This window comes from Microbacterium sp. EST19A (assembly GCF_019969685.1).
Lineage (GTDB): Bacteria > Actinomycetota > Actinomycetes > Actinomycetales > Microbacteriaceae > Microbacterium.
Map to the genome: position 1 here is coordinate 1433038 of NZ_JAHXYZ010000002.1, position 12822 is coordinate 1445859.

9 protein-coding genes are annotated in these 12822 nt (G+C 70.1%); 6 read left to right on the forward strand and 3 right to left on the reverse strand.

What is annotated here, in order from left to right; translation table 11 throughout:
* Window positions 1-11 precede the first annotated feature (11 nt).
* Entirely contained in the window at window positions 12-860 is an 849-nt protein-coding gene (locus LC452_RS16970; protein ID WP_223627373.1) for an NAD(P)-dependent oxidoreductase, read from the reverse strand.
* A gap of 92 nt (window positions 861-952) precedes the next feature.
* On the opposite strand from LC452_RS16970, the gene LC452_RS16975 reads away from it, so the two are divergent.
* Together LC452_RS16975 and LC452_RS16980 are read left to right on the forward strand one after the other, a co-directional pair.
* Entirely contained in the window at window positions 953-3568 is a 2616-nt protein-coding gene (locus LC452_RS16975; protein ID WP_223627375.1) for a glycoside hydrolase family 78 protein, read from the forward strand.
* 114 nt (window positions 3569-3682) lie between these two features.
* Window positions 3683-4036, forward strand: a complete 354-nt coding sequence (locus LC452_RS16980; RefSeq protein ID WP_223627377.1) for a hypothetical protein — start codon at window positions 3683-3685, stop codon at window positions 4034-4036.
* Window positions 4037-4042: 6 nt separating this feature from the next.
* Here the strand turns inward: LC452_RS16980 and LC452_RS16985 are convergent, their stop codons facing one another.
* Window positions 4043-5050 (reverse strand): LacI family DNA-binding transcriptional regulator, encoded by a 1008-nt coding sequence (locus LC452_RS16985; RefSeq protein ID WP_223627710.1) that lies wholly within the window; start codon window positions 5048-5050, stop codon window positions 4043-4045.
* 139 nt (window positions 5051-5189) lie between these two features.
* On the opposite strand from LC452_RS16985, the gene rhaI reads away from it, so the two are divergent.
* Genes rhaI through LC452_RS17000 form a run of 3 tightly spaced genes read left to right on the forward strand, consistent with a single transcriptional unit; the run spans window position 5190 to window position 9837 of the window.
* Window positions 5190-6356 (forward strand): L-rhamnose isomerase, encoded by a 1167-nt coding sequence (gene rhaI, locus LC452_RS16990; protein WP_223627379.1) that lies wholly within the window; start codon window positions 5190-5192, stop codon window positions 6354-6356.
* Window positions 6357-6397: 41 nt separating this feature from the next.
* On the forward strand, window positions 6398-8434 hold the full coding sequence (locus LC452_RS16995; RefSeq protein ID WP_223627381.1) for a bifunctional aldolase/short-chain dehydrogenase: 2037 nt from the start codon (window positions 6398-6400) through the stop codon (window positions 8432-8434).
* Window positions 8431-9837 carry a rhamnulokinase family protein gene (locus LC452_RS17000; RefSeq protein WP_223627383.1) on the forward strand — a complete coding sequence of 469 codons (1407 nt, stop codon included), beginning with the start codon at window positions 8431-8433 and terminating at the stop codon, window positions 9835-9837. Before LC452_RS16995 ends, LC452_RS17000 begins: the two co-directional genes overlap by 4 nt.
* Before the next feature lie 29 nt (window positions 9838-9866).
* Here the strand turns inward: LC452_RS17000 and LC452_RS17005 are convergent, their stop codons facing one another.
* A complete protein-coding gene (locus tag LC452_RS17005) occupies window positions 9867-12155 on the reverse strand; it encodes a glycoside hydrolase family 3 C-terminal domain-containing protein (RefSeq protein ID WP_223627385.1) in 2289 nt (762 codons plus the stop codon).
* 93 nt (window positions 12156-12248) lie between these two features.
* Here LC452_RS17005 and LC452_RS17010 point away from each other — a divergent pair, with 93 nt between their 5' ends.
* A complete protein-coding gene (locus tag LC452_RS17010; protein ID WP_223627386.1) occupies window positions 12249-12818 on the forward strand; it encodes a TetR/AcrR family transcriptional regulator in 570 nt (189 codons plus the stop codon).
* The last annotated feature ends 4 nt before the right edge of the window (window positions 12819-12822 follow it).

The window sequence follows — 12822 nt, forward strand, 5'->3', positions numbered from 1 at the left end:
TGGCCGGCCGCCTACGCTCCCGCGTACTCCTGACGCCACAGATGCACGGGCTCGAAGCCGAGCCGGTCGCGCGCCTTGTCGATCGACATCAGCGTCTCGAACTCGCCGAGGCCTTCGCGCAGCGGCACCCCGGGGTAGTTCCGCGCGGCGTACTCGGCCGTCGGGGTCGCCACGCCGGAGTCGGATGCCGCCACGTTGTAGACCTCGAAGCCCGGGGCGGCGTGCTCGAGGGCGAGCGCGACGGCGGTGGCCGCGTCGCGAGCGTCGACGTAGGTGCCGAGCAGATCGCGGCGGTAGTCCGCGACGCCGGCACGCTCGAAGGTCGCGTACTCCCCCTCGGCGACGACGTTGGTGAAGCGCAGCGCCGTGATGCTGGTCCCCTCGGCCCAGTGCACGAGCTGGGCGGCCATCGCCTCCTCGGCGACCTTGCCGAGGGCGTAGGTGTTGTTCGCCTCGGTGTACCCCTCGTCGACGGGCAGCGAGGTCAGGTTCGCGAAGTCGGGGAACCCCATCGCGGTGATGCTCGACGCCTGCACGATCGTGCGGATGCCGGCGCGCAGAGCACCGTGGAGCACGTGGAACGTGGCGTTCATGTTGTTCGTGAAGGTCGCGGCGTCCGGCACGAGCCCGTTCACCGGAAGGGCGGCGAGATGCACGACGGCGTCGAGCCCGTCATGGCGGGCCGTGACGCCGAGCAGCGCATCGAGCACCTGCCCGTAGTCCTGCAGGTCGACGCGGACGAAGCCGGGCCCCGGCGCTCCGACGATGTCGAACCCCACGACCTCGTGGCCGTCGGCGCGCAGCCGCTCCACGGTGGCGCGTCCGAGTTTTCCCGAACTGCCGGTGACGACCACGCGCATGGGGATCCTTTCGTTGCCCCCATCTTCCCGCCCCGTGTTGAAACGTGTCAATTCATCCGAGATGATCGACACACCCCTGAATCTGGAGACTCATGAGCATCGTCGTCGCTGCGCCCACGTTCGAGCACCATCGCCACGCCTTCGGCATCGGCGATCCCTCGCCCCGCATCTCCTGGAAGACGCAGGCTCCGGCGGGCTGGAGTCAGGCGTCGTACGAGCTCGAGGTGACGCGCGCCGGCGAGGTGGCCACCGCGGCGGCCGACGACTCCGACTCGGTGCTGCGCCCGTGGCCGTCTGCTCCGCTCTCCTCCCGGGAACGCGCGGTCGTGCGCGTCCGCGTCACGGGCGACGACGGCTCCGTGTCCGATTGGAGTGAGCCGGCCGCGGTCGAGATCGGCCTGCTCGACGCCGCGGACTGGACCGCGATGGCCGTCGGCGCGAACTGGCCGCAGAATCCGCACCGCGACGACCGTCGGCCCCCGGTGCTGCGGCGCGATTTCTCCGCGCGCGAGGGTCTCGCCTCCGCACGCCTCTACGTCACGGCGCACGGCGTGTACGAGGTCGAGATCAACGGACGACGCATCGGCGACGATGCCATGTCGCCCGGCTGGACGCCGTACCGGGAGAAGCTGCGCTACTACACCTACGACGTGACCGAGGAGATCGCCGCGGGCGCCAATGCGATCGGCGCCTGGCTCGGCGACGGCTGGTACCGCGGACGCATGGGCTGGCGCGGGGGCTTCCGCAACGTCTTCGGCACCGACCTGTCGCTGCTCGCGCAGCTGGAACTGCGCTACGCCGACGGCACCACCGAGACGATCGCCACCGACGGCGACTGGCGCGCGACGCCCAGCCCGATCCTGCACACGGGCAACTACGACGGCGAGACCTACGACGCCCGGATCGCCGCCGAGCTCGAGGGCTGGTCACGACCGGGCTTCGACGCGAGCGGCTGGTCCCGGGTGGTCGCCGCCCACCGCGACCCGGCGACGCTCACCGCCCCCGAGGGTCCGCCGGTCCGCTGCACGCAGGAGGTGGCGCCCGTCGAACTGCTCACGACGCCGACGGGCAAGCGGGTGCTCGACTTCGGGCAGAACCTCGTCGGACGCCCGCGGTTCCGGGTCTCGGGTCGAGCCGGTGACGTCGTGCGGTTCCGCACCGCGGAGGTGCTGCAGGAGGGCGAGATCTACACGCGCCCGCTCCGCGACGCGAAGTCGACCGACGAGTTCATCCTCGCGGGCAGCGGGGTCGAGGAGTGGGAGCCGCGGTTCACCTTCCACGGCTTCCGCTACGCCGAGATCGAGTGGCCGGGGGACGCGCACGCCCTGGATGCCGCCGTCGCCGCAGGTGACATCGTCGCCCGGGTCTACCACACCGACATGGAGCGCACCGGCTGGTTCGCGTCGTCCAACGCCCTGGTCGACCGGCTGCACGAGAACGTGGTCTGGAGCATGCGCGGCAACTTCCTCGACATCCCCACGGACTGCCCGCAGCGCGACGAGCGCGTCGGCTGGACCGGCGACCTGCAGGTGTTCGCGCCGACCGCGTCGTTCCTGTACGACGTGTCGGGGATGCTCTCCAGCTGGTTGAAGGACGTCGCGATCGAGCAGCTGCCCGACGGCACGGTGCCCTGGTACGTGCCGGTGATCCCGGCCGACAAGCAGTGGACGCCGATCCGCCCCGGGGCCGCCTGGGGCGACGTCGCGACGTTCACGCCGTGGACGCTGTACGAGCGCTTCGGCGACACCCGGATCCTCACCCACCAGTACCCGAGCGCGAAGAAGTGGGTCGATCTGCTCGCGCGGCTCGCCGGCGAGGACCGGCTCTGGGACGAAGGCTTCCAGCTCGGTGACTGGCTCGATCCCGCCGCACCGCCGCAGGATCCGGCCGACGCGACCACCGACCGCTACCTCGTCGCCACGGCGTACTTCGCACGCTCGGCCGACCGGGTCGCGCGCATGGCCGAGGTGCTCGGCCATGACGACGAGCGCGCCCACTACGCGCAGCTCGCGGCCGAGGTGCGCGCGGCGTTCACGGCGGCGTACGTGCTGCCGGACGGGCGGATGACCAGCGACGCGCAGACCGCGTACTCGCTCGCCATCGCGTTCGACCTCGTGTCGGACGACGTGCTCGCCACGGCCGGCGCGCGCCTGGCCGCGCTGGTGGAGGAAGCGGGCCACCGCATCGCCACCGGCTTCGTCGGGACGCCGTTGGTCTCTGACGCGCTCACCGTCACCGGTCACGCGGATGCCGCCTACGACCTGCTGCTGGGGACGGAGGCACCGTCGTGGCTGTACGCGGTCACGCAGGGCGGCACGACGATCTGGGAGCGCTGGGACAGCCTGCGCCCCGACGGCACCGTGAACCCGGGCACGATGACCTCGTTCAACCACTACGCGCTCGGCGCGGTGGCCGACTGGCTGCACCGCACCGTGGCGGGCCTCGCGCCCGCCGCGCCGGGCTACCGCGCGATCCGCTTCGCGCCGAAGCCGGGCGGCGGGTTCACCCACGCTCGCGCTGCGCATGAGACCCCCTACGGTCGCGCGGAGATCGCATGGCGGCGCGATGGCGACATCCTGCGGGTCGACGTCACCGTGCCGACCGGCACCACGGCGACCGTGGAGCTGCCGGGCGGCGAGCGCGTCGAGGTCGGCAGCGGGACTCACAGCCTCGAAGGATCGTGGCGTTCCGCGATCGGCACCGTGTGAGGGGCCCATCGTCCTCAGACGGGTCTATTCTGATTGCTGGTCCACCGCGAGCGGATTCTCCGTGACGGTGGGAACAATCCACGTCACATCCTGGGATCGAAGACAGATACGCATATGAGCACCACCGAATCTGACCTGATGGCACCTGAGATCAACGTGCAGCGCATCATGACGACGGGGACCGTGTGGTTCGCGGCCGCCGTCGGATCGGTCGCCGTCACGATGGGCCTCCTCCTCTCCTCCGGGTGGCGACCGACCACCCTTCCGGAGGGACTTCAGGCGCTGTGGTGGCTCAGCGCGCTGACCGTCGGGCTCAGCATCGGTCTGATCGGCTGGTCGGGATGCCCGATCCTCGAGCTCAGCGTGCCGGTCGCCGATCGCAACAAGACGCGCACCATGCAACTGGGCACGCTCCTCTTCATCGTCGGCGGAGCGGGTGCCCTGCTGGCGGTCATGCTCGGCGCCTGAGCGGACTCAGCCGGAGGTCGAGGCGCGCACGACGAGCTCGGGACGGAAGCGCACGTTCCGCTCGTAGTCGCCGTCCGGGTCGTCGATCGACCGCAGCAGGAGGTCGACCGCCGTGTGCCCGATGAGCCGTGCGGGCTGGCGGATCGACGTCAGCGGCACGACGGTCGCCGAGGCGAAGTCGATGTCGTCGTAGCCGATCAGTGCGATGTCCTCCGGCACGCGGAGGCTCCCGCGCATCGTGAGCGCCTGCAGCAGGCCGACCGCGAGCAGGTCGTTCGCGGCGAAGACGGCGTCGGGGCGATCGGCGGCGGCCCTTCCGAGGACCGCGTCGCCGGCCTCGCGCCCGTTCAGCACGCTCAGGGCATCCGCCTCGATCACCTCGAGCGCCGCACCGGGCACCTCGTCGACCGCGCGGCGCGCGCCCTCGAGACGGTTGGCGACCTGGGCGATGGACGAGGGGCCGGCGAGGAAGGCGATGCGCCGGCGGCCGATGTCGAGCAGGTGCTGGGTCGCGAGGTATCCGCCCTCGACGTCGTCGACCGACACGGAGCAGAAGCCGCTGCCGGGAATCTCGTGGTCCACGAGGACCACCGGCGTCCCGGCATCCGCGAGGCGCCGGAGTCCGGTGACATCGTCGGATGCCGGTGTGATGAGCACGCCGTTCACCCGCTGCTCCCGGAAGAGGTCGAGGTAGCTGCTCTCGCGCGCGGCATCCTCATCGCTGTTCCCGAGCAGGACGGAGAGGCGGTCCTCGTCGGCGCGGGCCTCGGCACCGCGCGCGACGTCCCCGAAGAAGGGGTTGCCGGCGTCGAGGACGATGAGTCCGATGCTCCGGCTTCGGCCCGCTCGCAGCTGCCGCGCGGCGTCGTTGCGCACGAAGCCGAGGCGCTCGATGGCATCGCGCACGCGCTCGACCGTGTCTTCGGCGACCTTGTCGGGACGATTCAGGACGTTGGACACCGTGCCGACGGAGACTCCGGCTGCAGCAGCCACATCGCGCACGCTCACTGCCACCCGGGTGCCCCTTTCCACTCGTGCACTGTCCGCGAGTGTACGGCATCGTCCGGATCGGGATCGATCAGGTGTTGCACAAGGAGCGCGGGACTCCTACAATGACTTGAAACGATTCAACCCGGATTGAAGGCAGCGTCGCATGAGCATCCTCTCCCCCGAAGACCTCGCAGCTCTCGAGCAGCAGGGCATCGAACTCCCCAGCTGGGCTTTCGGCAACTCCGGCACCCGGTTCAAGGTGTTCGGCACGCCCGGCACGCCCCGCGATCCGTGGGAGAAGATCGCCGATGCCGCGCAGGTGAACACCTACACGGCACTCGCTCCCTCCGTCGCGCTGCACATCCCGTGGGACCTGGTCGATTCCTTCGACGACCTGCGCAAGCACGCGGAAGACCTCGGCGTCACGCTCGGCACGATCAACTCCAACACGTTCCAGGACGACGACTACAAGTTCGGTGCCCTGACGCACGAAGACGCGGCGATCCGGCAGAAGGCGATCGACCACCACCTCGCCTGCATCGACGTGATGGATGCCACGGGCAGCCGCGACCTGAAGATCTGGCTCGCCGAGGGCTCGAACTACCCCGGCCAGGCCGATCTCCGCGGCCGCCAGGACCGCCTGCAGGAATCGCTGCAGCAGATCTACGCGCGTCTCGGCGACGACCAGCGCCTCGTGCTCGAGTACAAGTTCTTCGAGCCGGCTTTCTACCACACCGACGTCCCCGACTGGGGTACCTCCTACGCCCAGGTGAGCGCGCTCGGCGACAAGGCGATGGTGTGCCTCGACACCGGCCACCACGCCCCGGGCACCAACATCGAGTTCATCGTCATGCAGCTGCTGCGCCTCGGCAAGCTCGGCTCGTTCGACTTCAACTCGCGCTTCTACGCCGACGACGACCTCATCGTCGGCGCGGCCGACCCGTTCCAGCTGTTCCGCATCCTCTTCGAGGTCATCCGGGGCGGCGGCCTGAACAACCCGGACGTGGCGTTCATGCTCGACCAGTGCCACAACGTCGAGGACAAGATCCCCGGCCAGATCCGGTCGGTGCTGAACGTGCAGGAGATGACGGCCCGCGCGCTGCTCGTCGACCGCGACGCCCTGACCGCCGCGCAGAAGTCGGGCGACGTGCTCGCCGCCAACGCCGTGTTCATGGACGCGTTCTACACCGATGTGCGTCCGGCCCTCGCCGAGTGGCGCGAGTCGCGCGGCCTCGCCGGCGACCCGATGGCCGCGTACGCGGCATCCGGCTACCAGCAGAAGATCGCCGCCGACCGTGTCGGGGGCGTGCAGGCCGGCTGGGGCGCCTGAGCGCCTCCACCACCGACCCTTTCGAACCGAGGAAAAGACTGATGACGAACCCGACTGCCGAAGCCCTCATCGAGCGCTCGAACCGCCTGGGCTCCGACCCGAAGAACACGAACTACGCCGGGGGCAACACCTCCGCGAAGGGCACCGACACCGACCCGGTCACCGGTCAGCCGGTGGAGCTGCTCTGGGTCAAGGGCTCCGGCGGCGACCTGGGAACCCTGAAGGAATCCGGCCTCGCCGTGCTGCGGCTGGATCGCATGCGCGCCCTGGTGGACGTCTACCCCGGCATCGACCGCGAGGATGAGATGGTCGCCGCGTTCGACTACTGCCTGCACGGCAAGGGCGGCGCTGCCCCCTCGATCGACACCGCCATGCACGGCCTCGTCGACGCCGCGCACGTGGATCACCTGCACCCGGACTCCGGCATCGCGATCGCCACGGCCGCCGACGGCGAGGAGCTGACGGCGAAGATCTTCGGCGACAAGGTCGTCTGGGTGCCGTGGCGTCGCCCTGGCTTCCAGCTCGGACTCGACATCGCCGAGATCAAGAAGCAGAACCCGCAGGCGATCGGCTGCATCCTCGGCGGCCACGGGATCACGGCGTGGGCCGACACCTCCGACGAGGCCGAGGCGAACTCGCTGTGGATCATCGAGACGGCCTCCGCGTACATCGCCGAGCACGGCAAGGCCGACCCGTTCGGCGGCATCCGCTCCGGCTTCGAGGCGCTGCCCGAGGCCGAGCGTCGGGAGCGCGCAGCAGCCCTCGCCCCGACCATCCGCGGCATCGCCTCGCACGACCGGCCGCAGATCGGCCACTTCACCGACGCCGATGTGGTGCTCGACTTCCTGGCATCCGAGAAGGCGCCCGAGCTGGCCGCGCTGGGTACCAGCTGCCCCGATCACTTCCTGCGCACGAAGGTCAAGCCGCTGATCCTCGACCTGCCGGCCACGGCATCCGTCGACGAGCAGGTCGCCCGCCTGCACGAACTGCACGAACAGTATCGGGCCGACTACCAGGCCTACTACGACGCCCATGCGACGGCCGAGTCTCCCGCGATCCGCGGTGCCGACCCGCTCATCGTGCTGATCCCCGGCGTCGGCATGTTCTCGTACGGCGCGAACAAGCAGACCGCTCGCGTCGCCGGCGAGTTCTACGTCAACGCCATCAACGTGATGCGCGGCGCGGAGGCCCTCTCGACGTACTCCCCCATCTCCGATGCCGAGAAGTTCGACATCGAGTACTGGGCGCTGGAAGAGGCGAAGCTGCAGCGGATGCCGAAGCCCAAGACCCACCAGGGGCGCATCGCGTTCGTGACGGGCGCGGCGTCCGGCATCGGCAAGGCCATCGCGACCCGGCTCGCCGCCGAGGGCGCCTGCGTGGTCGTCGCCGACCTCGACCTCGAGAAGGCGCAGGCCGCTGCGGCCGAGCTCGGCAACACCGATGTCGCGATCGGCGTCGCGGCGAACGTGGCGGATGCCGACGCGATCCAGGCCGCCCTGAACGCCACGGTGCTCGCGTTCGGCGGCGTCGACCTCGTCGTGAACAACGCCGGGCTCTCGCTGTCGAAGCCGCTGTTGGAGACCACCGAGAAGGACTGGGACCTGCAGCACGACGTGATGGCGAAGGGCTCGTTCCTCGTCTCCAAGGCCGCGGCCCGCGCGCTCATCGACCAGAAGCTCGGCGGCGACATCATCTACATCTCGTCGAAGAACTCCGTCTTCGCCGGCCCGAACAACATCGCCTACTCGGCGACCAAGGCCGACCAGGCGCACCAGGTGCGACTGCTCGCGGTGGAGCTCGGCGAGTACGGCATCCGAGTCAACGGCATCAATCCCGACGGCGTCGTGCGCGGCTCGGGCATCTTCGCGTCGGGCTGGGGCGCCAACCGCGCCGCGACCTACGGCGTCGCGGAAGAGGACCTCGGTCAGTACTACGCGAACCGCACGATCCTCAAGCGCGAGGTCGTGCCCGAGAACGTGGCCGATGCCGTCTACGTGCTGACCGGACCCGAGCTCAGCCGCACGACCGGCCTGCACATCCCGGTCGACTCCGGCGTCGCCGCGGCCTTCCTGCGATGACCCTGCGGGCCGTCGCGGCCGTCGACCTCGGGGCGACGAGCGGGCGGGTGATGATCGGACGCATCGGCGACGGCGTGCTCGAACTCGAACTCGTCTCGCGCTTTCCGAACGGCCCGGTCGAGCGTGAAGACGGTCTGCACTGGGACTTCGGCGCGCTGTACGAGCACGTCGTCGACGGGCTCGCCCAGGCTGTGCGCCGCGAGCCGGCGATCGAGAGCATCGGCATCGACTCGTGGGCCGTGGACTACGGACTTCTCCGCGACGGCGAACTGCTCGCCGAACCCTTCCACTACCGCGACGACCGCACGGCTCGCGGCGTCGAAGAGGTGCACGAGCGGATGCCGTTCGCCGAACTGTACGGTCGCAACGGTCTGCAGTTCCTGCCCTTCAACACGCTGTACCAGTACCGCGTCGACACGCGGCTCGCCGACGCCGACACCGCGCTGCTGATCCCGGATCTGCTGGCCTTCCTCCTCACCGGCGCGCGGGTCGCCGAGCGCACGAACGCCTCGACGACCGGACTGCTCGGGGTCGAGAGCGGCGAGTGGGACACGGAGCTCGCCGAACGACTCGGCATCCCGCCGGCGCTGCTCCCCGAGCTCGTCGACCCCGGAGCGGTGATCGGCGAACTCCGACCGGAACTCGCGGCGCGCATCGGCGTGACGCTGCCCGTCATCGCGGTCGGATCGCACGACACCGCCTCCGCCGTCGCGGCCGTGCCGATGACGTCGCCCTCGGCCGCGTACATCTCCTGCGGCACGTGGGGCCTGGTCGGGCTGGAGCTGTCGGATCCGGTGCTGACGGATGCCGCACGCGAGGGCAACTTCACGCACGAGCGGGGCGTCGACGGCCGCTACCGGTTCCTGCACAACGTCACGGGGCTCTGGCTGCTCAGCGAGACCGTGCGGGAGTGGGAGGCGGCCGACGGGGCGCCCATCGATCTGCCCGAGCTGCTCGCCGCGGCATCCGCCGTCACGGGCGACATCCCACTCTTCGATGCCAACGATCCTTCACTGAGCGCGCCGGGCGACATGCCGAACCGCATCGCCACTCTGCTGCGCGCGAGCGGCGAGCCGCCGGTCGACCGACCCGCGTTCGCCCGCATCATCGTCGAGTCGATCGCCGCCGCGTTCGCCGAGGCGATCGCCACCGCCTCATCGCTGTCCGGCCGCCCGATCGACGTGATCCACATCGTCGGGGGAGGTTCGCTCAACGCGCTCCTCTGCCAGGCGACCGCCGACCGTACCGGCACGACGGTGCTGGCAGGTCCGGTCGAGGCGACGGCGCTCGGCAACGTGCTCGTGCAGGCCAGAGCCCTCGGCGCCGCGCCTTCGACGCTGGAGGAGATGCGCACGCTCGTCGCCGCGACCCATCCCCCGGTGCGCTTCGACGCCCGACGCTGATTCCCGCGCCGGGCGTCGGAGCAACGCGCTCAGCCCGCCGCGGGGCCGCCGGCGTTCGCGGCGGCGAGCAGCTGCTCGACCTGCTCGTGCGACACGTCGACGCCCGGGAACCCGATGAGGCGGCCGATCGGGAACGACGCCATCATCTTCTCCATCGCCTCGTCGTTCGGCATCATGGACGCCGCGGACGAGTCGGCTCCGGAGAGCTCGCCGAGGAAGCCGCCGAGTGCGCCCAGGACGATCGGGCCGGCGACCGGATGCGCGACGACGTCGCCGATCGACGAGTTCATCGTGAGCGGGATGAGCACCTTGTCGCCGTCGACCTGCACCGCGACTGATGAGCGGATGTCGCGACTGGATGCGGCGATATCCACCGCGTACTCGCCGCCTTCCACGATCCAGCGGTCGACCCGCACGTCCCAGTAGGCCAGGTCTTCGCGGCGGACGACGAGCTCGACACTGCGGGTCTCTCCCGCGGCGAGCGCCACCGACGTGAAGGCCTTGAGCTCGCGCGGCGCGCGCTGGACGTGCGATCGGGTCGGCGCGACGTAGACCTGCACGATCTCGCGGCCGTCGCGGTCTCCCGTGTTCGTGACGTCGAGGCGCACGACGATGTCTCCGGCCTCGGTGACTTCCGCCGTCGCCGCCCCGTACTCGAACGTCGTGTACGACAGGCCGTGACCGAACGGATAGGTGACGGCGAGGCCCTTCGCGTCGTACCAGCGGTAGCCGACCAGCAGACCCTCGCCGTAGCGGACGTGCCCGAACTCGCCGGGGAAGTTGCCGAAGGAGGGGTTGTCCTCCACCCGCACCGGAACCGTCTCGGTGAGCTTGCCCGAGGGGTTCACGGTGCCGTAGAGCACGTCGGCGACGGCGCTGCCGCCGGCCTGACCGAGCAGCCAGCTCTCCACGATCGCCGGCACGCGATCGGCGAAGGGCAGCGCGACCACGCCGCCGTTGGACAGCACGACGACGGTGCGCGGGTTCGCCTCGAGCACGGCGTCGAGCAGCGCGAGCTGCACCTCGGGAAGATCGATGTGCTCACGGTCGAAGCCCTCGGACTCCTCGGCAGCGGGCAGGCCGAGGAACACGACGGCGACATCGGCGGCCGCGGCGACCGCGACCGCCTCCTCCCGAAGCTCCTCGGTGGAACGACCGGATGCCGCGACGGCGCCACCGTCGACCGCGAAGCCCGCCGCGTGGGAGACATCATCGCCGCCGACCGCCCGCAGCGCGTCGAGCGCCGCGTCCACACGTGTGGGGTTGATGAGCGACGAACCGGCACCCTGGAAACGCGGTTCGGTCGCGAAGGCTCCGATCACGGCGACCTTCTGCGTGGGAGACAACGGCAGCAGGGCTCCGTCGTTCTTCAGCAGCACGATCGACCGTCCCGCCGCCTCGCGGGCGAGGGCGTGGTGAGCCTCGACGTCGAGCGGACCCGTGGCCGCAGGACGATCCCCCGCCTTGCGGACGAGATCGACGATGCGGGCCACGGCGGTGTCGATCACGCTCTCGGCGAGAGTGCCCGCGCGCACGGCATCCACCAGCTGCTTGTCGGTGCGCCCGCCGGATGCCGGCATCTCCAGGTCGAGCCCCGCCGCCACACCGGCGACACGGTCGTTGACCGCACCCCAGTCCGAGACGACGAGTCCGTCGAAGCCCCAGTCGTCGCGCAGCACGCTCGTGAGCAGCCACGGGTCCTCCGAGGTCCAGACGCCGTTGAGCTTGTTGTACGAGCACATGACGGTCCACGGCGCGGCATCCTTCACGACCCGCTCGAACCCGCGCAGATAGATCTCGCGCAGCGGTCGGGGGTCGACGTCGGAGCTCACGCGCATCCGGTCGAACTCCTGGTTGTTCGCCGCGAAGTGCTTGAGCGACGTGCCGACACCCTGCGATTGCACGCCGCGCACGGATGCCGCGCCGAGCACGCCCGAGACGATCGGGTCTTCGGAGAAGTACTCGAAGTTGCGCCCGCACAGCGGCGAGCGCTTGATGTTGATGCCGGGGCCGAGGACGACGGCGACATCTTCGATCGCGGCCTCCACGCCGATCGCGGCGCCGACGCGCTCGATGATCTCCGGATCCCACGACGATCCGATGCCGACCGCGGGCGGGAAGCAGGTGGCGGGCACGCTGCTGGCGAGTCCGAGGTGGTCGGTGCCGCCGGCCTGCTTGCGGAGACCGTGCGGGCCGTCGGTCATCATCACGGAGCGGATGCCGGCCCGCTCGACGGCTTTCGTGGTCCAGAAGTCCGCGCCGCTGGTCAGCGAAGCCTTCTCCTCGAGGGTCAGGTCGGAGGCCGAGATCTCGGTCATGGTCTTCCTTTCGCAGCGACGGCGGTGTCCTTGCGAAAACTATATGCGATTCAGTATTAGATTCCAAACGTCATTCAGGATTAGTCTCGGAGCATGGCGATTCGAGGTTCATACGCGAAGGGCGTAGCACGGCGCGAGGAGATCCTCGAGAGCGCGCTCGACGTCATCGGACGCAAGGGCTACCAGAACGCCTCGCTGAAGGAGATCGCCGAGGTCGTCGGCGTCACGCCCGCGGCTCTCCTGCACTACTTCGGCTCGAAAGAGGAGCTCTTCACCGCGGTGCTCCGCAAGCGCGATGAGCTCGACGGCCTCGACCCCGCCTTCCTCGACGCCGACGGGGCCCGGGACGGCTTCCTCCAGGTCATCCGACACAACACGGAGGTGCCCGGGCTCGTCGCCCTGTTCTCCCGCCTCTCGGTGGATGCCGCCGACCCCGCCCATCCCGCGCACGAGTACTTCCTCGAGCGCAGCGAACGGCTCCGCGCCACGATCGCCGAGAACTTCCCCTCCGGGCCGCGGCACGCACCGGTCGACCCGGAGACGCTGGCGAGGATCATCCAGGCGGCAGCGGACGGTCTTCAGCTGCAGTGGATGATCGACCCCACCGTGGACATGCCCGGCATCATGGCAGCCCTGATCGACGCCCTGCAGCCGGAGAGCTGAGCCC